This window comes from Pacificispira sp., assembly GCF_965228185.1.
Classification (GTDB): domain Bacteria; phylum Pseudomonadota; class Alphaproteobacteria; order UBA8366; family Aestuariispiraceae; genus Pacificispira.
The window spans coordinates 718,431-742,097 of the sequence record NZ_CBDDHE010000006.1 but is presented as its reverse complement, the minus strand read 5'-3'; the positions used below and the strand labels follow the sequence as shown (position 1 = coordinate 742,097).

At 64.9% G+C, this 23,667-nt stretch carries 18 protein-coding genes; 7 read left to right on the top strand and 11 right to left on the bottom strand.

Annotated features, from left to right (window positions below):
- Nucleotides 1-6: 6 nt before the first annotated feature.
- A complete protein-coding gene (locus ACO06O_RS14190) occupies nt 7-2,502 on the bottom strand; it encodes a ligase-associated DNA damage response DEXH box helicase (protein WP_421880888.1) in 2,496 nt (831 codons plus the stop codon).
- 171 nt (nt 2,503-2,673) lie between these two features.
- On the opposite strand from ACO06O_RS14190, the gene ACO06O_RS14185 reads away from it, so the two are divergent.
- Nucleotides 2,674-2,940 (top strand): hypothetical protein, encoded by a 267-nt coding sequence (locus ACO06O_RS14185; RefSeq protein ID WP_420419514.1) that lies wholly within the window; start codon nt 2,674-2,676, stop codon nt 2,938-2,940.
- A 131-nt stretch (nt 2,941-3,071) separates the two neighbouring features.
- Here ACO06O_RS14185 and ACO06O_RS14180 read toward each other — a convergent pair whose 3' ends face one another.
- Together ACO06O_RS14180 and ACO06O_RS14175 are read right to left on the bottom strand one after the other, a co-directional pair.
- On the bottom strand, nt 3,072-3,494 hold the full coding sequence (locus ACO06O_RS14180; RefSeq protein ID WP_421880885.1) for an HIT domain-containing protein: 423 nt from the start codon (nt 3,492-3,494) through the stop codon (nt 3,072-3,074).
- The gene (locus ACO06O_RS14175; protein ID WP_421880882.1) at nt 3,491-4,408 is read right to left on the bottom strand and encodes a pseudouridine-5'-phosphate glycosidase; all 918 of its coding nucleotides are present in this window, start codon (nt 4,406-4,408) and stop codon (nt 3,491-3,493) included. Before ACO06O_RS14175 ends, ACO06O_RS14180 begins: the two co-directional genes overlap by 4 nt.
- Before the next feature lie 107 nt (nt 4,409-4,515).
- Between ACO06O_RS14175 and ACO06O_RS14170 the strand changes: the two genes are divergently transcribed.
- Nucleotides 4,516-5,784, top strand: coding sequence for a glycerate kinase type-2 family protein (locus ACO06O_RS14170; protein WP_421880880.1), 1,269 nt, complete (start codon nt 4,516-4,518; stop codon nt 5,782-5,784).
- Nucleotide 5,785: 1 nt separating this feature from the next.
- On the opposite strand, the gene ACO06O_RS14165 is transcribed toward ACO06O_RS14170, so the two are convergent.
- From ACO06O_RS14165 to ACO06O_RS14145, 5 genes are read right to left on the bottom strand one after another with little or no spacing between them, the layout of a single operon-like run.
- On the bottom strand, nt 5,786-6,736 hold the full coding sequence (locus ACO06O_RS14165) for a dimethyl sulfoxide reductase anchor subunit family protein (protein WP_421880877.1): 951 nt from the start codon (nt 6,734-6,736) through the stop codon (nt 5,786-5,788).
- Between the two features lie 6 nt (nt 6,737-6,742).
- Entirely contained in the window at nt 6,743-7,489 is a 747-nt protein-coding gene (locus tag ACO06O_RS14160) for a 4Fe-4S dicluster domain-containing protein (protein WP_421880875.1), read from the bottom strand.
- A complete protein-coding gene (locus tag ACO06O_RS14155; RefSeq protein WP_421880871.1) occupies nt 7,486-10,479 on the bottom strand; it encodes a molybdopterin oxidoreductase family protein in 2,994 nt (997 codons plus the stop codon). Before ACO06O_RS14155 ends, ACO06O_RS14160 begins: the two co-directional genes overlap by 4 nt.
- A gap of 23 nt (nt 10,480-10,502) precedes the next feature.
- Nucleotides 10,503-11,261 (bottom strand): TIGR02186 family protein, encoded by a 759-nt coding sequence (locus ACO06O_RS14150; protein ID WP_421880869.1) that lies wholly within the window; start codon nt 11,259-11,261, stop codon nt 10,503-10,505.
- Complete coding sequence (locus tag ACO06O_RS14145) at nt 11,258-12,193, bottom strand: sulfite exporter TauE/SafE family protein (protein ID WP_421880866.1); 936 nt, start codon at nt 12,191-12,193, stop codon at nt 11,258-11,260. The genes ACO06O_RS14150 and ACO06O_RS14145 overlap by 4 nt, the downstream gene beginning before the upstream one ends.
- Nucleotides 12,194-12,409: 216 nt before the next feature.
- On the opposite strand from ACO06O_RS14145, the gene ACO06O_RS14140 reads away from it, so the two are divergent.
- Entirely contained in the window at nt 12,410-12,634 is a 225-nt protein-coding gene (locus ACO06O_RS14140) for a sulfurtransferase TusA family protein (protein ID WP_421880863.1), read from the top strand.
- Nucleotides 12,635-12,653: 19 nt separating this feature from the next.
- Here the strand turns inward: ACO06O_RS14140 and fliN are convergent, their stop codons facing one another.
- Entirely contained in the window at nt 12,654-12,965 is a 312-nt protein-coding gene (gene fliN, locus ACO06O_RS14135) for a flagellar motor switch protein FliN (RefSeq protein ID WP_420419524.1), read from the bottom strand.
- Nucleotides 12,966-13,082: 117 nt separating this feature from the next.
- Here fliN and ACO06O_RS14130 point away from each other — a divergent pair, with 117 nt between their 5' ends.
- Together ACO06O_RS14130 and ACO06O_RS14125 are read left to right on the top strand one after the other, a co-directional pair.
- On the top strand, nt 13,083-14,114 hold the full coding sequence (locus tag ACO06O_RS14130) for a tetratricopeptide repeat protein (protein ID WP_421880860.1): 1,032 nt from the start codon (nt 13,083-13,085) through the stop codon (nt 14,112-14,114).
- Nucleotides 14,111-14,863: a YdcF family protein gene (locus ACO06O_RS14125; protein WP_420419526.1), complete on the top strand. Its 753-nt coding sequence runs from the start codon at nt 14,111-14,113 to the stop codon at nt 14,861-14,863. The genes ACO06O_RS14130 and ACO06O_RS14125 overlap by 4 nt, the downstream gene beginning before the upstream one ends.
- A 7-nt stretch (nt 14,864-14,870) precedes the next feature.
- On the opposite strand, the gene ACO06O_RS14120 is transcribed toward ACO06O_RS14125, so the two are convergent.
- Nucleotides 14,871-17,987 carry an efflux RND transporter permease subunit gene (locus ACO06O_RS14120; protein ID WP_421880857.1) on the bottom strand — a complete coding sequence of 1,039 codons (3,117 nt, stop codon included), beginning with the start codon at nt 17,985-17,987 and terminating at the stop codon, nt 14,871-14,873.
- Entirely contained in the window at nt 17,984-19,069 is a 1,086-nt protein-coding gene (locus ACO06O_RS14115; RefSeq protein ID WP_421880854.1) for an efflux RND transporter periplasmic adaptor subunit, read from the bottom strand. Before ACO06O_RS14115 ends, ACO06O_RS14120 begins: the two co-directional genes overlap by 4 nt.
- 222 nt (nt 19,070-19,291) lie before the next feature.
- Between ACO06O_RS14115 and ACO06O_RS14110 the strand changes: the two genes are divergently transcribed.
- Nucleotides 19,292-22,711, top strand: a complete 3,420-nt coding sequence (locus ACO06O_RS14110) for an acyl-[ACP]--phospholipid O-acyltransferase (RefSeq protein ID WP_421880851.1) — start codon at nt 19,292-19,294, stop codon at nt 22,709-22,711.
- 96 nt (nt 22,712-22,807) lie between these two features.
- A complete protein-coding gene (locus ACO06O_RS14105; protein ID WP_421880848.1) occupies nt 22,808-23,656 on the top strand; it encodes a metalloregulator ArsR/SmtB family transcription factor in 849 nt (282 codons plus the stop codon).
- The last annotated feature ends 11 nt before the right edge of the window (nt 23,657-23,667 follow it).

Below are 23,667 nucleotides of genomic sequence, written 5' to 3'. Positions count from 1 at the left end.
GAAGGTTTATAACGGGAGTCCGCCTTGAGGGTCCATATGCATCGCCTCGTCGATCAGCTCCTGCGCCAACTCGTCGAACAACTGGTCCTCCGCGTCGCCATAGACGGCCTCCTTCCCGACCTCCAACAGGATCGGGACGGCCAGGGGCGATACCCGGTCCAGGCGGCGGTGGCGAATGCCCTGCTTCGCGCGGCGCAGAAATTCCGCCAGGCGTTCGACATCGATCATCCCGGTGCGCGCATCCGCCCGCGTCGCGCGCAGCAGCACATGGTTCGGCTCGTGACGGCGCAGCACGTCGTAAATCAGGTCGGAATTGAAGGTGACCTGACGGCCGGTCTTCTCCTGGCCCGGCTGGCGGCGCTCGATCAGCCCGGCGATCACCGCGACATTGCGGAAGGTCCGCCGCATCAGGGAGCTTTCTTCCATCCATGCCTCCAGGTCGTCGCCCAGCATGTCCTCGTCGAACAGGGATTCCATGTCTTTCGCGGGATGCAGGCTCCAGACCGCGATCACATAATCGCTGGCGACGAATCCCAGGGGCGCCAGTCCCATACGCTCCATCCGCCGGGTCAGCAGCATGCCCAGGGTCTGATGCGCGTTGCGGCCCGCGAAGCTGTAGGCGACCAGATATTCCTTGCCGCCGCGCGGGAAGGTTTCGACCAGCAATCCGTCCGGTCCGGGCAGGACCGAGCGCCATTGCTGCAGGCGCAGCCATTCATGCACCTGATCCGGCAGGCCCTGCCAGGAGGCGGGGTTGGACAGGGCTTCGCGTACCCGCTCAGACAGATGCGTCGTGAACGGCATGCGCCCGCCCATATAGGACGGGACTTTCGGGTCGCCGCCGCGCGCCGGCGTCACCTCGACGGCCGTCTGCTTGATCCCCTCGTAACGCAGCAAGCGACCGGCGAAGACGAAAGTGTCGCCCGGCTCCATCATGGTGACGAAGTATTCCTCGATCTCGCCCAGTGTCCCGCCGCCGCCGCGCATCCGCACCTTGAGGGTCACCGCCTCGACAATGGTGCCGATATTCATCCGGTGGCGATGGGCCAGCTTGGGGTTGGCGACCTCATAGGTGCCCGCCGCCGTGTGAAACAGCTTCTTCCAGCGGTCGTAGCTCTGCAGGGCATAGCCCCCATCCGCCACGAACCGCAGGACATCGTCGAAGGTCGCGCGGTCGAGATTGCGGTAGGGTTCGGCGCGGACGATCTCCGCATAGATCTCGTCGGGACGAAGGGGCGCTGCGCAGGCCAGGGACATGATATGTTGCGCCAGGACGTCCAGCCCGCCGTCGCGCGGCGGATCGCCGTCCAATGTGCCCTGGTCGACCCCATCGATGGCACAGCGGCATTCCAGCACCTCGAACCGGTTGCAGGGCACCAGAAGGGCACGGCTGGGCACGTCCAGCCGGTGGCCGGCGCGGCCGATCCGCTGGATCAGGCGGGACACACCTTTGGGCGGGCCGACCTGGACCACCAGATCGACCGCCGCCCAGTCGATGCCCAGATCCAGGGACGAGGTCGCGACCACGGCGCGCAAGCTGCCGGCGGCCATTGCCGCCTCCACCTTGCGCCGCTGTTCCCTGGCCAGGGATCCGTGATGCAGGGCGATGGGCAATGCGTCTTCATTCGCGTGCCACAGCGCCTGGAACAGCAACTCGGCCTGTGCCCGCGTGTTGACGAAAACGATCGCCGTGCCGGTCTTCTTGATTTCCTCGTATATCTCCGGAACGGCATGCAGCCCGTAATGGCCGGACCAGGGCAGGCGTTCCTTGGTGTCCAGAATGCGGATATCGGCCCGTTTCGCGCCGCCTCCTTTTATCACCGGCACGCTGTCCGGATCGGCATCGGGCGCGATATAGGCGCGCAGAGCCTCCGGCCAGGCGACCGTGGCGGACAGGCCGACCCGCTTCACCCCCGGCGCGATGGCCGACAGGCGGGCGAGGCACAGGGAAAGGTGATCGCCGCGCTTGGTCCCGACCAGGGCGTGGGTCTCGTCGACGACGATCCGTTTCAGGGAGGCGAAGAAGTCGAAACTGTCCGGTGACGCGATCAGCAGGGCGAGAGATTCCGGCGTCGTCAGCAGGATTTGCGGCGGGGCTTCCCGCTGGCGTTTGCGCCGGTTGGCCGGCGTGTCGCCGGTCCGTGTCTCAATGCGGATATCCAGACCCATCTCCTCGACCGGCAGGGTCAGGTTGCGCTGAATGTCGACCGCCAGCGCCTTCAGGGGGGAGATGTAGATGGTATGGATGCCCTCGGTCGGGGTCTCGGCAAGATCGATCAGGCTGGGCAGGAACCCGGCCAGGGTCTTCCCGCCGCCGGTCGGTGCGATCAGCAGTGCATGGTCGCCGCGCCGGTCGGCCGCCAGCATTTCCATCTGGTGCGGATGCGGCGCCCAACCGCGGCTGGCGAACCAGTCGGCGAAGCGGGCGGGAATGGGTACGGGAAGGTCGTTCATGGTCCGGCAGAGTATAGCGCCGCCGCCGGTCCCGGCGAGACCGGACATCGGCCGTTGCGTTGTTTCGGCTGTGAAACGAAGTTCTTGCGGGAGTTTAGGAAGAACCCTTAAAGGCCTAACCAACAAATAAAAATCGAGTTGGTGACAAGCGAATCCGAATCGCTGTACCTCCGATTTACAGCCCGGGTCTTCTGGCGAACCTGCCCGGGTGGAGGAACCATGATTTGTGATCTAGAAACCACCGGGACGCCCCGCGTGAATTTTGCCGAGGAGCAAAAACGCAAGGTGATGACCTTGTTCCTGGATGCGTGGGACGAAGCCTGCGCCCAGGGCATCCCAAGCGAGCTCCTGTCCGAGGTCTGTCTCTACCTGGCACTGACGGATCTTGTGGAAGACCATGGCGAAGACGATGTCGCGGACATCATCGAAACCCTGCCCTACCGCATCCGGACCGGCGAGTTCACGATGGAGGAAGAGCGGCACTGACCTGGATGTCCCGTTCTGGGGTCACGAACCGGCTGGCACCGGTTCGGGCCATACCGGTACGGGCGGCGGGCCAGCGGTTGCGGGGCCAGCGGTTGCGGGGAAGGGGAATGCGATGCGGCGCCTGGCTTCGGTCAGGGCAGGCAGGCGCGTATCCGCTTCACCGTGTCTGCTAGTGCGTCTTCCGAATACGGAACCGGCTTGCCCACACCCCAGATCGGCCCGGGCCATGCCGCGTCGTCGCGATAGCGCATGACGACATGAACGTGAAGCTGCGGCACCATATTGCCCAGCGCCGCGACATTCGTCTTGTCCGCGCCGAACTCTTCCTTCAACCGCCGGGACAAATGTGCGATTTCGTCGCTCAGGACGACACGGTCCGTCGCGTCCAGATCGTGCCATTCGGTCAGGTCCGCGTGGCGCGGCACCAGGATAACCCAGGGAAAGCGCGAATCCTTCGACAGCAGCACCCGGCACAACGGCGTGTCGCCGACGGTCTCGCAATCGGCGGCCAGTTGCGGATGCAGGGTGAAGGTCTTGGCGGTGTCGTCCGTCATGAAACTCCTTCCGCCAGGGCGACGGCGATCTCGCCGCCGACCCGGGCATTGTCGATCAGCAGGGCCTTGTTCGCGGCGAGACTTCGCCCGCCGGAAACATTCGCGATATGCCGCAGCAGATAGGGCGTCACCTCTTTCCCTGCAATGCCGTCCTGTTCCGCAGCGGCCAATGCGGCGTCGACCCAGGCCGCGACCTCGTCCGCCGGGATCGCCGCCTCATCGGGCACCGGATTGCAGATCAGAAGCCCGCCCAGCCCCAGCGCCCAATGCGCCCGTGCGACCCGTGCGGCGGCCTGTGGTCCCTCCAGTGCGGCATCGAGCGGCAGGCCGCTGTCGCGGCTGTGAAAGGCGGGAAGGCGGTCGGTGCGATAACCCAGAACCGGAACGCCTTGGGTTTCCAGAACCTCCATCGTGCGGGGCAGATCCAGGATGCTCTTCGCCCCGGACGACACGGTCAGGACCGGCGTCCGGGCCAGTTCCAGCAGATCCGCCGAAACATCCATGGAATTTTCCGCCCCTCTATGCACCCCGCCGATCCCACCCGTCGCGAAAACGCGGATCCCGGCGGCATGGGCGCAGATCATCGTGGCGGAAACCGTGGTCGCGCCCGTGCCGTTCAATGTGAGGCAGGCGGCAAGGTCCCGGCGGCTCAGTTTGGCGACCGCCGCATCCGGATCGGCCAGATTTGCGCGGTCCTCCTCGCTCAGTCCGATCCGGATGCGGCCGTCCAGAACGGCGATGGTCGCCGGAATGGCCCCGGCTTGCCGGACAGCGTCTTCCATCGCCGCCGCTGCTTCCAGATTGTCGGGATGCGGCAGGCCGTGGGCGATCACGGTGGATTCCAGTGCCACAACGGGCGCCCCGTCACGCAGGGCATTTCGGACAGGGCCGGACAGGCTGATGAGGTCTCGCATGGCGGCATGCTGTCAGGTGCCGGGCCGGGCGGCAAGCGGCCCGAAATCGACAATCGGCGGCGGCGTTTGGATCGACTTTCGCGCGCGGCCGGGATACATCGGCAGGCATGACACAGATATCCGATCCGCCTGCCTTCCTGCGTTCCCTGTTCGATGCCGCGCTGGCCGCCGCGGACCCGCTGCAGTGTGTGCCGCCCTGCCTGCCGGACCGGCCGGGCCGCCGGAACGTCCTGATCGGGGCGGGCAAGGCCTCGGCCTTGATGGCACAGGCAATCGAAAAGGCCTGGCCGCACGATCTCGAGGGGCTGGTCGTCACCCGCTACGGCCACGCGGTCCCCTGCGAGAGGGTGGAGATCGTCGAGGCGGCGCATCCCGTGCCGGACGAGGCCGGCGAGAAAGCCGCGCGCCGTATTCTTGAAATCGCCGAAGGCCTGGGCGAGGAGGACCTCCTGATCTGTGCCATTTCCGGCGGCGGATCGGCCCTGCTCAGCCTGCCCGGCGATGGGCTGACCCTGGCGGACAAACAGGCCGTCAATAAGGCGCTGCTGCGATCCGGCGCGACGATCGGTGAGATGAACTGCGTGCGTAAGCATCTGTCCGCCATCAAGGGCGGGCGGTTGGCGGAGGCCGCCTATCCGGCGCGGGTTCACACCATCCTGATTTCCGACGTGCCGGGCGACGATCCGGCGGTGATCGCCTCCGGTCCGACAGTGCCCGATGGAACCAGCCTTTCCGATGCGCTGGAGATCCTCGACCGGCGTGGAATCGATCTGCCGCAGGCGGTGCGCGACCGGCTGGCCGACCCTGCCGCCGAAACGCCGAAACCGGGCGCCCCGGCCTTCAAGAACACCGAAACCGTCATGGCGGCCCGACCGCTTGCGTCCCTCGAAGCGGCGGCGGAGGTGGCAAGACGGACCGGCGTCACCCCGCTGATCCTGGGCGATGCCTTGGAAGGGGAAAGCCGGGAGGTCGCGACGGTCCTGGCCGGGATCGCGCGATCCGTCCGCCAGCACGGATTGCCGGCGAAACCGCCGGTCGTCCTGCTGTCCGGCGGGGAGACCACGGTGACGATCAAGGGCGACGGTGTCGGCGGTCCCAATGCGGAATTCGCCCTGGCGCTGGCCGTGGCGCTGGACGGCGCGGAGGGGATTTACGGCATCGCCTGCGATACGGACGGTGTCGATGGCGCGGCGGAACTGGCCGGGGGGCAGATCGGGCCGGACACGCTGCGGCGCGCCCTTGCGCAGGGAATCATACCCCGCGCATCGCTGGCGCGGAACGATGCCCATGGCTTCTTCCAGGCGCTGGGCAACAGCATCGCGCCGGGTCCGACCCTAACCAATGTGAATGATTTCCGCGCGGTCCTGATCCTGTAACTCAGACCGACCGGTCCCCGTAATACAGCATGACCGTATGCTTCGCCTCGGCGAAGAACAGGAAGCGTTCGGCCAGCAGGCCCACCGCCCCCGTCACGACGGAAATGGCGATGAACAGGCTGGCCATGATGCCGGTCGCGAAACCGGCCGCCGTCACCGACAGCAAGGGGAACAGGAACCCCCACATCAAGGCGATACGGCGCAGGCGGAAGGCATGTTTGCGCGCGATGCGGAAACCCATTTCGGTCATCAGATAATTGTCGCCGTCATGCGGCGCTTCGAACAGATGGACCTTGCCCATATCGCCCAGACCGGTCGCGCTTTCGGCCGTCGAGCGCGGGGCCGCGTCCCGGATCCGCCGCCAGTAGATCATCTTCACGGCCATGGCGATCAGCAACAGAATGGCCGTCACGTTGACGATTTGGGGCGACACGAAACCCATCAGGAAGGCGATTGCGTTCAAAAGGATCGCGCCGCTGGCGGCGGCCATGGCGAGATACCCCACCGGCGTCACCGGATTCGACCAGGCCGGAATGGTCTTCAGCGAGCCGTAGATCATCGCCGTGCAGTAAACGGTCAGGGCCGCACAGCCGACGGCAATGCCGCCCAGTGCAGGTTGCCAGGCCGTGGACAGGTCCGGGACAATCAACCGTGCCAGGGCATAGGCGCCCATCGGGCCGAAGCTGACGATGGCCATGACGCCTTCCCGGCTGAGCCAGGAGGAACGCCATTGGCTCAAGGCCCGCCAGGCCCGCTCCGGATGACCCAGATGGAAGGTCGAGGATAAAAGCCCGGCGACGATCAGCGCGAAGGACAGGCCGCAAACTGTCCAGGTGACGCCGGGGGCGGGCGGCACAAGGCCCGCGAGATCCATCAGGACGAACAGCGCGAACAGACCGTATCCGGCGCCGGACGCCGTGGTGAAGAATATGACCGACTTGGCGGGATGCATCGCGCCTCACATGGACAGAATTTTGTCGAGCCAGCGGGCCATCAGCCCCGCCTTGTCGTCGGCAACCGGCGTCAGGCCGGCGCCGCCCAGCGCCTCTTCCGCGACCGTCTTGCGCGGGCGCGGCGGCAGATAGCGGTTCACCGGCCTCGCCCCCTGTTCGGGCATCAGCGCATATCCGCCCCGGTCGGCCGACAGGCGGGAGACGTCGCTGTCCGGATCACTTAGATCGCCGAAGGACCGCGCCCCCGCCGGGCAGGTCGACACGCAGGCCGGGACACGCATGTCCGGCGGCAGGGTCTCGTTGTAGATCCGGTCGACGCACAGCGTGCATTTCTTCATCACGCCCGCGTCTTCGTCATATTCCCGCGCGCCGTAGGGGCAGGCCCAACTGCACAGTTTGCAGCCGATGCAGGTGTCGCCATTGACCAGGACGATGCCGTCCTCCTCGCGCTTATAGGATGCGCCGGTCGGGCAGACGGTGACACAGGGCGCGTCTTCGCAATGCAGGCAGGATTTCGGGAAATGGACGGTCCGGCTGTCGCCTTCGTCCGACACGACCTCGAATGTGTGGATGCGGTTAAACCAGACGCCGGACGGGTGCGCGCCATAGGGATCGCTGTCGGTCAGGGGCGCGGAATGGCCGCCGGTATTCCACTCCTTGCAGTTCACCGCACAGGCGTGACAGCCGACGCAGATATCCAGGTCGATGACCAGTCCCAGTTTCTTGCCGGTCTTTGCGGGAAGGCTGGTCATTCTCGGCCATCCTTCGAAACGCGGTTGCCATGGCCGGGCCGGACGCCGCTGCCGCGATGGGCATGGGCTTCGCGGTTGCCGACCCAGTCCCTGGGTGTCGCCTCGGCCTTGCCGGATTCCTCCGCATGCTGGGACGCGCCGTAGCGCAGCGTGCCGTCGCCATCCGTAGCCGGATCGGCGAGATCGGGGCGGTGGAAGCGTTCGAACATCGGTTCCGTCGCGCCGGCCTCGGCGGGCGTGCACTTCTCCAGCCGGACCTTCAGATCGTACCAGGCGGCCTGCCCCGTCACCGGGTCGGCATTTGCGTATCGGAACCCGCCGTCCCGCGGGGGCAGCAATTCGGTTATGACATGGTTCAGCAGGAAGCCCTTTTCGGTCTCCGGCGCGCCGTCCTTCAGACCCCAGGCGCCGCGCCGCTTGCCGATGGCGTTCCAGGTCCAGACCGTCCCGGCCTCCACGCCATGCATGATCTTGATCTGCGTCTTGACCCGGCCGAAGGGGCTGACGACCCAGACCCAGTCCTGATCCGCCGCATCGATCTCCGCCGCCGTATCGGGATGGACGAACAGGCGGTTCTGATTGGTGATCTGGCGCAGCCAGGCGTTCTGCGATCCCCAGGAGTGATACATGTGCATCGGGCGCTGGGTCAGAGCATGCAGGGGGTATGCGTCGCCCGAACTTTCCCCCTCGAAGGGCGGATACCAGAACGGAATCGGGTCGAAATACTTCTCAACCCGCGCCCGGTGTTCCTCGGGCGGCAGGGCGGGGCCATAGCCCTGGGCGGCCAGCCGGAACCGCTGCACCGGCTCGGAATAGATCTGCATGACGATCCGGTCGGGCGACGGGATCCAGCCCATCCGGTGCGCCAGGGTCAGATAGTCCCGGTTGGCGTGCTTCAGCCAGGATTGCGCCTCGGTGAAGGGCATTTCCCAGAAGCCGCCATTTTCGATGTAGCGCGACAATTGGTTCGGATTCGGGCCGCCGCGCCCCTGATCGACGCCCAACTCGCCGCGCCATCCGGCCAGGGGGCCGATCCCGGGCGCGCGTTCGTGATTGACGATGTAATCGGGATAGCCGCCGGGATAAGCGGGCGATCCGTCCTCCTTCACGAAGCCGGGCAGGCCCAGCCGCGCGCCCAGATCGATCAGGACCTCCTGAAACGGTCGGACGTCGCGGTCCGGCTTCAGGACCGGATGGCGGATGGAATCCCCCGGCCCTTCGGCGCTGCAGATCGGCCGGTCCAGAAGGGAAATGCAGTCCCAACGTTCCAGATAGGTCGTGTCCGGCAGGACCAGGTCGGCATAGGGCACGGTTTCGGAATAGAAGGCGTCCGAATAGATGATCTTCGGGATCTTGTAGCTGCCGTCTTCCTTCGTGTCGGTCAGGTAATGCAGCACGCCCGGCACGTTCATCGAACTGTTCCAGCCCATATTGGCCATGTAGAGGAACAGTACGTCGATCGGGTAGGGATCGCCCTTCCAGGCGTTGTGGATCACCATCTGCATCAGACCGTGCGCGGCCAGCGGATGTTCCCAGCTATAGGCCTTGTCGATGCGCTTGGGCGTGCCGTCCGGTTCGATCAGCAGATCCTCGGGACCGGTCGGGAAGCCCAGCGGCATGCCTTCCAGCGGCTTGTCGGGGCGGACATTGTGGCCCGCCGGCTTCGGTCCCGGCGGGACCGGGCGCGGGAAGGGCGGTTTCGACCGGAAGCCCCCCGGCACGTCGATGGAGCCCAGGATCATCTGCAGGACATGAATGATGCGGCAGGTATGGAACCCGTTTGAATGGGCGGAGATGCCGCGCATGGCATGCATCGAAACCGGTCGCCCGATCACCTTGTCCTGTTTGCGGCCGGCCCAATCGGTCCATTCGATATCCAGCTCGATCGTCTGTTCGAAGGCCGCATGCGCCAGTTCGGCCGCAATCCGCCGGATCGTGTCCGACGGAATGCCGCAGGTTTCCGCGACCGTGTCCGGGGCATAGGCATCGTCCAGGAACCGGTCGGCCAGCAGATGGAAGGCCGGTACCGTGCGCTGACCGTCGATGTCCACGGACCCGACCAGAATGGGGCTGGAATCCGGTTCCAGCGCGCTGACGATCTTCTTCTGCTTGCCGTCCAGCAGCAGCGGATTGCCGTCCCGGTCGCGCACGAACAGCCCGTCATCCGGATGGCCCGGCGCCTGGATCACCAGCCAGGGCGCGTTGGTGTAGCGCGCCAGATAGTCCCAATCGACTTTCTCCGCCTTCAGCAATTCGTGGATCAGGGCACCGGCGAACAATCCGTCCGTGCCGGGCCGGATGCCGACCCATTCGTCGGCGACGGCGGAATATCCGGTCTTGACCGGATTGATCGATACGAACTTGGCCGCCTCGCGGCTTTTCAGATGGCCGATGCCCATCTTGATCGGGTTGCTGTCATGGTCTTCGGCGACGCCGAACAGCATGAAATACTTCGTGCGCTCCCAATCAGGTTCGCCGAATTCCCAAAAGGAACTGCCGATGGAATAGAGCCCCGCCGCCGCCATGTTGACGGAGCAGAACCCGCCATGGGCGGCGAAGTTCGGCGTGCCGAAACGCCCGGCCCACCATCCGGTCAGGGATTGGCTTTGATCCCGGCCGGTGAAAAAGGCCAGGCGGCGCGGATCGGTCTTGCGCACGCTGCCCAGCCACTCCTCCGCCAGGGCCAGCGCCTCGTCCCACTCGATTTCTTCGAACTCGCCGGATCCGCGCGGGCCGACCCGCTTCAACGGCTTGGTCAGGCGCGCCGGGGATTTGACATTCATGATCCCGGCCGATCCCTTGCCGCACAGGACGCCCCGGTTCACCGGGTGGTCGGGATTCCCATCGATGTAGCGCAGCTCGTCATTCTTGAAATGAACGCGGATACCGCAGCGGCAGGCGCACATGTAGCAGGTGGTGTATTCGGTCCGGTCGATGGACTGCGGCGTCGTGTCGACCTGCTCTCGCACGGTGGTAAAGGGTCCTGCCATAACGGAACGTCGCCTCGATACTTTTATAGTTTTCTAAAGACCCAGTTCGCCACGAACCCGGCCAAGGCGGCTATCAGAATAGCGGCAATTCCGTACAACAGCGCGTGTAGATGCGCCATGCGGAAGACCTGGGCCCCGAACCCTTCCTTGTTGACGAAAAGAGGGGTTGTCTGGGCGCCGACCACCTGTCCGTTCTGGACCAGAAGGGTCTCAATCGTATAGGTGCCGACGGGTACATTGGCCGGGATCAGAATGGCCGACCGGAACAAGCGTCCGCCCCGGCGCTCGACCCGACCGAACTGGGCGCTGTAATGCCCGATATTAATCTTGTTCCGGACCACGGCCTGCGCGAACAGGACCGACCCCGGCCCGGCCTCAGCCTCCACAGTGCGGAAGCGCAGATTGTCGACGCCGATCTGGTGCCGGCGCAGGGCGCTGCCGGGCAGATCAATCGGACCGAAGGCCGTCGTCGCGACATGATAGAAGGCCGGAACGCCTTCGAAGGAAACCGATTCCTGATTGATCCAGATGCCCGCCACCCGGTCTTTCCGGCGGACCGCGATCTCTTCCTTGGGACCGTGGACGACGATCACGACTTCCCCCGCGCCTTGCACCGATCCGAACACCAGGAGTTCCGTGCCCGTGAAACCGGCCGTAACGGCAACCAGGTGATGATCGATATCCGCGATCAGCGGTTCCGTGGCGCGCACCGGATCGGGCATGACAACCGCCGCCGCAAACCCGGCGACCAATGTCAGGAGTGTCGTTTTGCCCCGTTTCATTCGATGCCTCCGGTCGCGTCCATCGGGTGGATCGAATAGAAATCGTCCGGCGGAACGACCAGGTCGAAGACGATCTTGAAACAGACCGCCAGGACCAGGATGGCCAGAAGCACGCGTACCTGTTCGCCGCGCAGTTTGGCGCCCAGCTTGGTCCCGAACTGCGCCCCGACCACGCCGCCCAGCAGCAATAGGAGCGCCAGCACTACGTCGACCGTCTGGTTCAGAGTCGCCTGAAACAGGGTCGCGTTGGCGCTGACGAAGATGATCTGAAACAGGGACGTGCCGACGACGACATTGGTCGGCATGCCCAGCAGATAGATCATCGCCGGAACCATGACGAACCCGCCGCCAACCCCCAGAATGGCAGTCAGGATACCGACGAAAAAGCCGATTGAAATCGGCATCAGGATGCTGATGTAAAGCTTGGACTTGCGGAACCGCATTTTGAACGGCAGCCCGTGCATCCAATTGTGCTGGTGCAGTTTTCGGCGCGGCCCGCCTTTCGGTCGCCAGGTCCGGACAAAGGACCGGACGCTTTCCAGCATCATCAATCCGCCGATAATGCCCAGGAAGACGACATAGGACAGCCGAATGACGAGGTCGATCTGACCTTGAGACTGCAACCATTTGAAGATGAAAACACCCAGCGTCGAGCCGAAGAACCCGCCCAGCAACAGCACCAGACCCATCGCGATGTCGACATTGCCGCGCCGCCAGTGTGCCAGCACCCCGGAGACCGAGGAGGCGATGATCTGATTGGCACCGGTTCCGACGGCGACGGGGGCGGGAACGCCCAGAAACATCAACAATGGGGTCATCAGAAAGCCGCCGCCGACACCGAAGATTCCCGACAGCATGCCGACGCCCGCCCCCATACCCAGGATGAGGAAGATGTTTACCGACATCTCGGCGATCGGCAGATAGATGTGCATTGACGCGCCGACCCCCGTTGCGGCGTTGGCCCTGCCTTAAGGATGCGCGCTTTGGCGGCGGCCCGGTTGCACCAGAGCGCCGCTTAAGCAATTGTGATCTGGCGGATTCCCAAGGCGCAACATGAACCCGTATGCCCTGAGTCGTCAATGCGGCCCAAGGTTAAATTTAGTCACGATCATGATTAAATAAGCTTCGCAAAACGGGGAAGGAGTACGATGGAAAAGGCGGAACTAGACGCCACGGGGCTGAAATGCCCGCTGCCGGTTCTGAAGGCCCGCAAGGCGATAAAATCTCTGCCGCCCGGTGCGATCTTGGTCGTGCGCGCCACCGATCCGGGATCGCCGGCCGACATGCAGGCATTCTGCGATTCACAGGGCCACGACATGACCGCGTCCGAGGAAGCGGACGGGGTGTTTATCTTCGAAATCAGAAAGGGCTGACGGTGCGGCCGGATCGCGATCAGTCGTTGATCTGCGATTTGCTGTAGATTTCGGTGATCGACACGGCCAGGTGATCTTCGACGACGACGATCTCGCCACGGCCGATGGGCATGCCGTTGCAGCGGATTTCGACCGTATCGCCGACCCGGCGGTCCAGTTCGATCACCGCGCCGCGTCCGATCTTCAGCAGGTTCGAAACCTTCATCTCGGCGGTGCCCAGAACGGCGGTGATGTCGACGCCGATCTTGTTGACCGCGCTGACTCGACCGGCGCGGCTGACCGCGTCCGCCGCGGCTGCTGCCAATGCCCCTTTGTCGCCCTCGTCGGCCATTAATCGCTTCCGTCTCGACGCTCGTTTCCAATAGGACTAAGTCTACGCGTCGATTCGCCCCTCCGTCCATGCTATATCCGCTGCCAGCGTCTCGCGTCACCGGCCGGTTCAAGGATCATGGTCCAGTACAAACGTCTGTTTTCTGCGGCTTTCTTGCTTCTGTGGCTCTGCGTTCCGGCTCTTGCCACGGCACAATCCGGCCTGCTGCCCGCCGCCCAATCGGGCGATCCGGAAGCTCAGTTCCGCCTGGGCCGCGCTTATGAAAGCGGGGAGGGCGTGTCGCAGAACGATTTCGAGGCCGTGCGCTGGTTCCAGGCCGCCGCGCAGCAAGATCATCCGGCCGCTGCCATGGATCTCGGCTGGATGCTGGCCAATGGCTATGGTGTCGCAAAGGACGAAGACCGCGCACTCTACTGGTTCACACGGGCGGCTGCCTTGGGCGCAGAAGGCGCGGCCGATCAGCGCGATGCGCTGGCCGTCCGGTTTGACTCCGCCGCCCGGCGCGCCATTGCCGAAGAGGCCCTGCGCGGCTTGCCGGAAGGAAGCGCGGCCCCGAACCTGCCGCCCGCCCTGGCGGTCGCGTCCGATCCCGTACTGGGTCCAGAGGATGATTTCGAAACGCTAAGGGACCGGCTGAACGGCGGTGGCGGGCTGGATGTGTTGGCTAAACTCCGGCTCCTGGCGCAGGACGGTGATGTGAAGGCGCGTAATCTGGTGGGGCTGGCATTGCGCCGGTCGACCGATGCGGCGGATAGGGCTGCCGGCGGCCAATGGCTGTTCGCGGCGGCGCGCGACGGATTGCCGGCGGCACAATACAATCTGGCCGCCGCCCTTCTGGACGATGCACCGCCCGGTTCCGGCCGTTCTCCGGATTACGACGGTGCTACCCGGTGGCTCGATCTCGCCGCCGCCGGCAGCGCGCCCGCCGATCCGTCTGACTATGCCGCCGTCTCGCGCGAATTCGCCGCGCGCGCCGGAATCCGCGATCCGTATCGCGCGGCATTGCAAGGGTCTGAAGGCGCTTATGAGGAATTGCGGCAATTGATCCGCCTGAAACGCCAGGAACTGCTGGCCAGGCGCGACTATGATTCCCGGCGCGGCGCGCCGCCGACCGCGACCGGGCGTATAGAAAGCACGGTTATCGAATGAAGGCGATTGCGTCTCTGATTATCCCCAATATCGGGTTGTGGCTTGTCTTCGCGGCGGCGATTTTCGGATGGGTGCGGCGCGGCCGGGCCAGCCGGAACCGTGCCCTGATTGCCGCGATCGGTATCCTGCTGGTCCTTTCCTTTCCCGCCGGGCCGCGATTGGCCGCCGATATCTGGCGTTTGCCAGTCCCTGAAACGCCCTGGGCTCCGGCCGGGGTGGGGACGGCGGTCTTTGTTTTCGGCGGCGGGATCGATACCGACGGCTATGCCCATTTCTGGCCGTCGGAAGCGTCCATGCGCCGGGTCTCGGTCGGTCGGATGATCGCCGCCGAATCCGGTGTGCCGTTGCTGGTTAGCGGCGGGCCGACCAGCGGGGCCGGACCGACGGAAGCCAAGGTCATCGCGGATATGCTGGCGACGGAGAATTTCGACGTCCTGCGCGACGACACGGCCTTGAACACCTGGGACAATGCGGTCGCCGCACGCGCGGCGCTGGACCGGTACGGATGGACATCGGTTTATGCGGTGACGGACGCGATCCACGGGCGACGTGCCGTGGCTTGCCTTCGCGCCTTGGGCGTTCCGGTCGCGGGGTTCCGCGCGCCGAGACGGGAAAGCGGCGTGACGGCGGAGGATTTCATCCCCTCCGTGCGCGGCCTCGCTCATTGGGGGGTGGTCGGGTACGAAATCGTGGCCAGCGTCGTCTACCTGATGAAGGGGCGGATCGAACTATCCGACCTGCATGGTTGACGGCGGCTCACCCGGTGGCGTCGGGGATCGTTTCGGCGTCCTTCAACTCCCGGTCCAACTGATGGGCATGCCGCGCCCTGGCGGATGAGAACCGCGCGAGGCAGAGATAGACCACCGGCGTCAGGTACAGCGTGAACACCGCCGCCATGCCCAGCCCGCCGAAAATCACCCATCCGATGGCCGCCCGCGCCTCGGCACCTGCGCCGGAACTGAGGATCAAGGGCAGGCCGCCGACGACCGTCGACAGCAGGGTCATCATGATCGGGCGTAGCCGAACCAGCGCCGCCCGGCGCACGGCATCGGTGACCGACAGGCCCTGATCGCGCAGCTGGTCGGCAAATTCGACCAGCAGGATGCCGTTCTTGGCCATCAACCCGATCATCATCACCAGACCGATCTGGGAATAGATGTTGATCGTCGTACCGGTCAGCAGCAGGGCGTAGAGCGCCGCGGCGACACCGAAGGGAACGGTCAGGACGACAACCAGGGCGCTGGTCCAGCTTTCGAACTGCGCGACCAGTACTAGGAAGACCACTGCCAGGGCGATGACATAGGTGATCAGGACGTCGCGTTCGGTTTCCTGCAAGGTTGCGGCCTCGCCCAGCAGGATCAGGTCGATCCCGCCCGGCAGGATTTCCGCCGCCAGGGCCTCGACATCGCTCGCCGCCTGCTGCAGCGGATAGCCAAGCTCGATGTCGGCGTCGATCTCGACCGCCCGGCGCTGGACATGACGGTCCAGTTCGGCCGCCACTCCTTCCTCCTTCAGCGACACCAGGGACGACAGCGGGACCAAGGCGCCCTCGGCACTGCGGACATAGAGGTTCAGAAGATCGCTGGGGTCGTTGATCGCCCCGTCGCCCGCTTCCAGCAGGATCGGGATGGTTTCGTCCCCGACGCTGAGATCGACCAGCTCGTCGCCGTCGATGGTGACGCTCAAGGTCGCCGCCAGATCGTCCAGCGACACGTTCAGGTCCGACGCCCGCCGCCGGTCGATCTGGACCAGCAATTGCGGCTGGGTCGGCTGATAGGAAATCCGGCCATTGGACAAGCCGGGCAGCCGGTCCTCGATGGCTCGGTTCAGCGCCAACGCGGCCTCGTATAGCCGCAGATAATCGTTCCCGATCAGCGCGACCTCCAGCCCTGTGGAATTCGACCGGATATTCAGGCTGTTCGGGCTGTAGACGCTGATCCGCATGCCCGGGATATCGTTCATCTGGGGCCGCAGTTCCGCGATCAGGTCCGATTGCGGCCGGGTTCGTTCATGCCATGGGGCCAGGGGGGCGCTGACGAAGACCCGGTTCGGGTCCCAGCGCCCGACAATCGTGTAGACCGATGTGATCTCGCCACTGTCGACATAGGGCTGCAAGACCGCCTCGATCTTGTCGGCCTGCCGCCCGGAATAGGGCAGGCCGACCCCGTCCGGTCCGGTGCCAAAAACGAAGATCTGGCCGCGATCCTCCGTCGGCAGCAATTCGCGGTCGATATTCTGGAAGGCGAAGAACGCGGCGCCGCCCCCGGCCGCCGCCAGGGCGAGGATCACCAGCGGCACCGCCAGCGCGCCGACCAGCGTCACCCGGTAGAGCGCGACCAGCTTACCGCCGGTCCAGGCGATCAACCGGTACACGCCCAACCCGCTGGCGCCGTCATCGCTGCCCAGCCGCGCGGCCAGGGCGGGGACGAGCGTCAAGGCGACGAAAGAGGAGATGATGACGCTGACCGCCAGAACGAAGCCGAATTCCCGGAACAGCCTGCCCGCGTCGCTGGGCAGGAAGGAAATCGGGACGAAGACGGACACCAGGGTCGCCGTGGTCGCGACGACCGCAAAGAAGACCTGGCGCGTCCCCAGAACCGCCGCCGCCCGGCCGCCCAGACCTTGCGACCGGCGGCGCTGGATGTTTTCCAGAACGACGATGGAATCGTCGACGATCAGCCCCGCCGCCAGAACCAGGGCCAGCAGGGTGATGATGTTGATGGAGAATCCCATCAGCCAGATCGCCGCCACCGACCCGATCAACGCGATGGGGATCGAAATACAGGGGATCAGGGTGGCGCTGGGCGATCCCAGGAACAGCCACAGGGTCAGCACGACGATGGCCACCGCCAGAAGCAGCGTCACCACGACCTCGCGCACCGAACCGCGAATGAACTCGGCGTCGTCCGACACCTTTACGATCCGCACCGTCTCGAACCGCGCGTTCAGCCGTTCCAGCGCCGCATCGATCCCGTCCGAGATTTCGATCGTGTTGGACTTCGCCTGGCGGATGACGGCCATGCCGATGACCGACTGGCCATCGACGCGAACATGCGATTCCGCATCCTCCGGCCCGAAATAGACCGTTGCCACGTCGCCGATCGTCACCGGATCGCGGATGACGATCCCGCCGATCTCCTCTGCGGTCTCCGCCGTCGCGTCGGCGCGTACGATCAGTTCGTGATCGTCGGACGCGAAACTGCCCGCCGGAATGTCGAAGGGTGCGTTTTCCAGAACATCGGCGACGTCGGTGACGGTCAGCCCGTAGCTGCTGAGCCGCATCGGATCCAGCACGACATGCAGCATCCGGCGGCGATCGCCGTAAAGTGTGACATCGGCGACCCCGGTGACCGAGATCAGGTCCGGCACGATGTCGTTCTCGACAATCCGGGTCAGTTCCTCCTCACCGATCCCTTCGGCAAGGGCGGCGAGGCGCAGAATGGGGCTGGCATCGGCGTCGGCCTTGATCACCGTCAGTTGCTCGACATCGTCGGGCAGGTCCCGTTCGACCCGGCTGACCGCCTCGCGGACATCCGCCGCCGCCGTATCCAGATCGGTGTCGGCGGAGAAATAAAGCCGGATTCGGAAATTGTTCTCCTCGCTGGAAGACCGGATTTCCTTGACCCCCGTCACGCGGGCGACCGCGCCTTCGACAATGCTGGTGACCTCGGCGTCCATGGTTTCCGGCGACGCGCCGGGCAGGATGCCGCGCACGGTGACCGTCGGCTGATCGACATCGGGCAGTTCCCGGACCTCCGCGGCCGTCAGGGCCGCAAGCCCGGCCAGCGCGATCAGCAGGTTCAGGACCAGGGCCAGCAGCGGCCGGCGCACACTGGTGGAGGGCAGGTCGCTCTTGTCTGGCCGTTCGGTCACGATCCGGTCCCGTTCGTTGCGACCGGCGCGTCGCGTACCGTCACCGCGACTGGTCGACCGGCCCGCATCCGGTGCAGGCCCTCGACCACGACCGGATCGCCGGGTTCCAGTTCGGCGTCGACCAGGACGCGCGCGGCCTGCCGCTGGACGATGCGGACGGGGACTCGGGCCGCCGCGCCGTCGCGGATCGTCCACAGGAAGGATCCTTCGCCGCCCCATTGAATGGCGATTTCGGGGACGGCGGGACGTTTTTCTCCATAAAGATCCAATGTGACCCGGAAGCTCATGCCGGGACGGAACCGATCATCCGGATTCGGCGTCTCGGCCCGGACCACGAAGGTCCGCGACTCCGGATCGATGCGGCTGTCGAAATCGACGACGATGCCGTCGGCGCTGACGGTGCCGGCCCAGGGCGCAACGGTCACGGCGTCGCCCGGCGCGATGCGCCCCAGCAATGCTTCCGGTACGTCGAACCGGATCAGCAGCAATTCGCGATCGTCCAGCGTCGCAATCGCCGTCGCGGGATCGATCCGGTCGCCGATTTCGATATCGGTCAGCCCGATGTAACCTGCGAACGGCGCCTTCACGACCCGGTCGTCCAAGGCGACCTGTGCCTGTCGCAAGGCGATGCGGGCGCTGCGCAGCGCGGTGCGCGCATCGTCCAGCGCCGCCTGGGTCGATGTCCCGCTGGCGCTCAATTTCTCCAGGCGTCCGAAGGTGCGCTGTGCGTTTTCCAGCTGTACCCGGGCCAGTTCGACTTCCAGTTCCTCGGCCTCGCGGCGCAGTTCGACCAGGACGTCGCCGCGCTCGACATAACTGTCGGCGGTGAAGCGCAGGGCAGTCACTTCGCCGGCCGATTCCGGATGCAGAGTTACCGATCGGAAGGCGCTGGCCGTGCCGACGGCCTCCAGCCGGATCCGTTCTTCGGCCGTTTCCGTACGCTGTACGATCACCGCGACCGGATTGTCCGGTTTCGCGGCTTCCGTCGGCGCGCCGGATGGCGGCGGCTCACCGACCTTCCAGGCCGCGAAGCCCAATCCGGCCAGGACCGCAACAACCAACAATTGCTTGAAAATACTCACCTTAAGTTACCCTCCGGCCTTTGACCCCCGTGCCGGCGCCGCAGCTACCCTACCCGAAACTAGCGTGACGGGGCGATTAATCCATCCCAAGGCCGCACCTGCCTGCCCCCATTCCCCGACGCAAAGAGTGTCTCAATCCGTCGAAAATTTATATTGAACGTTGTTCAAAAAACACCACATCGATCTGAAGAAGACCGATTACCCTTTTTGGAGGATGGCGAGATGGCGGGTTCGTTGCGGTCGGTGATGGGAAATCGGCGTTTTCTGCCGCTGTTCCTCACCCAGGCTTTCGGGGCGTTGAACGACAATCTGTTCAAGCAGGCGCTGATCGTGCTGATCGCCTTCCGGCTGCTGGACGGGTCGGATATGTCGGCATCGGCGGTCGTCAGCGCGGCGGCGGGGCTTTTCATCCTGCCCTATTTCCTGTTCTCGGCGCTGGCCGGACAATTGGCCGACAAATACGACAAGTCGCGGCTGATCCGCGCCGTGAAGCTGGTCGAAATTCTGATCATGGCATTCGGCGCCGTCGCATTGTGGCTGGGCAGTCTGCCATTGCTGCTGACAGCCCTGTTCTTGATGGGCGCGCAGTCCGCCTTCTTCAGTCCGGCGAAATACGGGATCCTGCCCGCCCATCTGGACCCGGCCGACCTGATCCCCGGGAACGCGCTGATCGAAGCGGGGACCTTCGGCGCGATCCTATTGGGCACAATGATAGGCGGCCTGCTGGCGGCCCAGCCGATGGGGCCGGAGATTGTCGCGGCCTGCGTCCTGGCGATTGCCGCAGCCGGATGGGCATCCGCCCGGTTCATCCCGGCGGCGGTATCGAAGAATCCGCAATTACGGGTCAACCTGAACCTGCCGGGCGAAACCCTCGGCCTGATCGCGCAGGCGACGGAAAACCGCTCGGTCTGGCGCTCGATCCTGGGTATCAGCTGGTTCTGTGCCATGGGTGTCGTCATCCTGGCCCTGATCCCCAGCTATACGCGGGAAGTCTTGAACGCTGACGAGTCGGTCGCAACGGCGATCATGGTTCTGTTCACGCTGGGCATCGCGGCGGGCGCGTTGCTGTGCAATGCGGTCCTGAAGAACGAGATTTCCGGGCGGATCGCGCCTTACGCCGCCGCCGGCATGACGGTCAGTCTGGTCGATTTGTATCTGGTCAGCACGGCCCTGCCGCCGGCGGCTGGCGCGGTTCTGGGCCTTGGGGAAATCGCCTCCGCGCCTCACGGGTGGCGGCTGGCGCTGGATTTCGCGGGAGCGTCTGTATTTGGCGGTCTCTTCGTCGTGCCGCTCTATGCCATCATACAGCACCGAAGCGCGCCCGAGGCGCGGGCGCGGATCATCGCGGCAAACAACGTTCTGAACGCGGTCTTCGTTACCGGGGCGACGGCGGTGTCTGCCGCGATGCTCTGGCTCGGCTATTCGGTGACGCAGGTGATCCTGACAGCGGCGTTGCTTAACGGTGTGGCGACGGCAGTCGTCTTCCGCCTGATCCCCGACCAGGCGGCGAAGACGGCGGTCCGCGCGATCCTGAAGCTTTTCTATCGTGTCGAGGTCGATGGGCTGGAGCGCTACACCGCTGCCGGTCCACGGGCGCTTGTGGTCGGCAATCACGTCTCCTTCCTGGATGCGGCAATTCTGGCGGCCTATCTGCCGGAGAAGCCGGTCTTCGCGATCAATACCCAGACGGCGCTGGCCTGGTGGGTGCGACCCTTCCTGAAATTGGTCGATGCCTTTCCGCTGGACCCGACCAAACCCATGGCGGTCAAGGCGCTGGCCGCCCAGATTCGCCAGAACCGACATTGTGTGATCTTTCCGGAAGGCCGTCTGACGGTGACCGGTGGCTTGATGAAGGTTTATGAGGGGGCGAGCCTGATCGCGGAACGTACCCGCGCCACTATCGTGCCGGTCCGGATCGACGGTGCGCAGTTCACCCCCTTCTCACGCATGGGCGGTAAGCTGCGCCTGCGCTGGTTCCCGAAAATCCGGATCAAGATTCTGCCCCCACGTGCCCTGGTGCCGCCGGGCGGCGAATCCGCCCGCGCGCGCCGCCGGGCCAGAGCGGAGGCGATGTACGACGTGATGAGCGACATGATGTTCGAGACCAGCCCGCAGGACGGAACCCTGTTCGCCGCGTTGCTGGATGCCCGCCACACCCATGGGCGCAAATTGGAGATTCTGGAGGACGCGGACAGAAACCGTCTGACCTATGACGACCTGGCGATCCGGTCCTTGATCCTCGGCCGGGCCCTGGATACCGCCGCACCGGGCACGGCGCCGGTCGGGTTGATGCTGCCGAATTCGAATGCGGCGGCGGTGGTCTTCTTCGGGCTGCAGGCGGTCGCGAGGGTGCCGGCGATGCTCAATTTCTCAACCGGGCACGGGCCGCTGCTGTCGTCGGTCAAGGCGGCCGGGGTGACGTCGGTCGTGACATCCCGCCGGTTCGAGGCGAAAGCCAAGCTGACCGATACCGTGGACGCCCTGCGCGAGGCCGGGGTTGCGGTTCTGTACCTGGAAGATGTTGCAGGCCGGATCACCTGGCGGGAAAAGCTTCGCGCCGTGCTGCGAATCCGGCTGTGGGGAAGGGGGGCCGCGTCGCGCGGCATTCGGGCCGACGATCCGGCGGTGATCCTGTTCACCTCGGGCTCCGAAGGGATGCCGAAAGGCGTGGTCCTGTCGCACCGGAACCTGACCGCCAATCGTGACCAATTGTCGGCCCGGGTTGACTTCAACAGTGCGGACAAGGTCTTCAATGCGCTGCCGATGTTCCATTCCTTCGGCCTGACGGGCGGGACGTTGCTGCCGCTCCTGTCGGGCGTGCCGACCTTCCTCTATCCCTCGCCGCTGCATTTCAAGGTCGTCCCGGCCCTGGTCTATGACACCAGCGCCACGATCCTGTTCGGGACGGATACTTTCCTGGCCGGCTACGGACGGGCGGCGGATGCCTATGATTTTTACAGCCTGCGATATGTCTTCGCGGGGGCGGAACGAGTGCGGGACGAGACGCGGGCGCTGTGGAACGACAGGTTCGGCCTGCGCCTTCTGGAAGGATATGGCGCGACAGAGACCGGTCCCGTGATCGCCGTCAACACGCCGATGCATTTCCGGGCGGGCACGGTCGGGCGCGTCCTGCCGGGGCTTGAAACCAGATTGGAGCCTGTTCCCGGAATTTCGGAAGGTGGGCGGCTTCTGGTGCGGGGTCCCAATGTGATGTTGGGCTATCTGTTGGCCGACGCACCGGGGGTGCTGCAGCCGCCACCGGACGGCTGGTACGATACCGGCGACATCGTGTCCGTCGCACCGAACGGATTCGTCACGATCCGGGGCCGCGCCAAAAGGTTCGCGAAAATCGCCGGCGAGATGGTCAGCCTGGCGGCGGTGGAGGCACTGGCCGCAGAGGCCGCCCCCGAGGGCGATCACGCCGTCCTGGCCGTGTCCGACGACAGGAAAGGCGAGCGGTTGATCCTGATTTCCGAACGCGCGCGGCCCACACGCGACGGGTTGTTGCTAGCAGCCAGGAAGGCGGGAATGAGCGAATTGACCGTGCCCAAGGATATTCGTGCCATGGACAGCTTGCCGCGCCTTGCCACCGGTAAGGTGGATTACGCCGCCCTGTTCCAGTGGATTGGGGAAGGAGGATGAGAAGCACGGTTCCGTCCTACATCGCTGTTATGAAGTTTGTATGACCGGGGCGTATTTTTGATTTTCCGGCCCTGACTGTTCGACTATTCTAGAGAAATGGATGAATTGCTTGCAGCCACCTGTTTCTCCGCCCTGTCGCAGGAAACCCGCGTCCGGCTTCTGCGTCTCTTGATCGCGACCGGCGCCTCGGGGATGCGGGCGGGCGAGATTCAGAACCGGATGGAAATTCCGTCGTCGACCCTGTCCTTTCATCTCTCGGCGCTGGAACAGGCGGGTCTGATTCAATCGACCCGACAGGGTCGAACCACGATCTATGCCGTGCGGCTTCTGGGGCTGCGTCAGCTGCTGACTTTCGTGACCGAAACCTGCTGCAACGGGCGTACGGACCTGTGCGGCGATATCGCGGGAATGTTTCCTGACATCGTGGAGGAAAAGCCAATGACCGGGCGTTTCAATGTCCTGTTCCTGTGTACCCACAATTCGGCCCGTTCCATCATCGCGGAAGCCGTTCTGAACAAGATCGGCGGCGGCAAGTTCCGGGCCTACTCCGCCGGGTCGGACCCGATCGACGCGCCGAACGCGGATGTGTTGAAGAATCTGAAAAATCTGGGCTTTGACGTCTCCACCTCCCGCAGCAAATCCTGGGACGAGTTCACCCGGACGGATGCGCCGGAAATGGATTTCGTGATTGCGCTGTGCGACACGACCGCCGGTCAGACCTGTCCGGAATTCGGCAATCACGTCGTTACCGCATCCTGGCCCTTGCCGGATCCGGCGAAGTTCGAAGGGACAACGGCCGAGCGTGAGGTATTGCTGAAAGAACTGTTCGGCATGATCAAGCGGCGCCTGGAAATCTTCATCAATCTGCCTTTCGGCACGTTGGATCGTATGGCGCTGAAATCGCGCCTGGACGAATTGGGCTACGGCCCGGCTGAAAACGCTTAAGGGGGCCGCGT

Bases quoted from the DNA above. Each gene is read 5' to 3' on its own strand.
- ACO06O_RS14190 (WP_421880888.1), bottom strand. From the start codon at position 2,502: ATGTCCGGTCTCGCCGGGACCGGCGGCGGCGCTATACTCTGCCGGACC.
- ACO06O_RS14185 (WP_420419514.1), top strand. From the start codon at position 2,674: ATGATTTGTGATCTAGAAACCACCGGGACGCCCCGCGTGAATTTTGCC.
- ACO06O_RS14180 (WP_421880885.1), bottom strand. From the start codon at position 3,494: ATGACGGACGACACCGCCAAGACCTTCACCCTGCATCCGCAACTGGCC.
- ACO06O_RS14175 (WP_421880882.1), bottom strand. From the start codon at position 4,408: ATGCGAGACCTCATCAGCCTGTCCGGCCCTGTCCGAAATGCCCTGCGT.
- ACO06O_RS14170 (WP_421880880.1), top strand. From the start codon at position 4,516: ATGACACAGATATCCGATCCGCCTGCCTTCCTGCGTTCCCTGTTCGAT.
- ACO06O_RS14165 (WP_421880877.1), bottom strand. From the start codon at position 6,736: ATGCATCCCGCCAAGTCGGTCATATTCTTCACCACGGCGTCCGGCGCC.
- ACO06O_RS14160 (WP_421880875.1), bottom strand. From the start codon at position 7,489: ATGACCAGCCTTCCCGCAAAGACCGGCAAGAAACTGGGACTGGTCATC.
- ACO06O_RS14155 (WP_421880871.1), bottom strand. From the start codon at position 10,479: ATGGCAGGACCCTTTACCACCGTGCGAGAGCAGGTCGACACGACGCCG.
- ACO06O_RS14150 (WP_421880869.1), bottom strand. From the start codon at position 11,261: ATGAAACGGGGCAAAACGACACTCCTGACATTGGTCGCCGGGTTTGCG.
- ACO06O_RS14145 (WP_421880866.1), bottom strand. From the start codon at position 12,193: ATGCACATCTATCTGCCGATCGCCGAGATGTCGGTAAACATCTTCCTC.
- ACO06O_RS14140 (WP_421880863.1), top strand. From the start codon at position 12,410: ATGGAAAAGGCGGAACTAGACGCCACGGGGCTGAAATGCCCGCTGCCG.
- fliN (WP_420419524.1), bottom strand. From the start codon at position 12,965: ATGGCCGACGAGGGCGACAAAGGGGCATTGGCAGCAGCCGCGGCGGAC.
- ACO06O_RS14130 (WP_421880860.1), top strand. From the start codon at position 13,083: ATGGTCCAGTACAAACGTCTGTTTTCTGCGGCTTTCTTGCTTCTGTGG.
- ACO06O_RS14125 (WP_420419526.1), top strand. From the start codon at position 14,111: ATGAAGGCGATTGCGTCTCTGATTATCCCCAATATCGGGTTGTGGCTT.
- ACO06O_RS14110 (WP_421880851.1), top strand. From the start codon at position 19,292: ATGGCGGGTTCGTTGCGGTCGGTGATGGGAAATCGGCGTTTTCTGCCG.
- ACO06O_RS14105 (WP_421880848.1), top strand. From the start codon at position 22,808: ATGGATGAATTGCTTGCAGCCACCTGTTTCTCCGCCCTGTCGCAGGAA.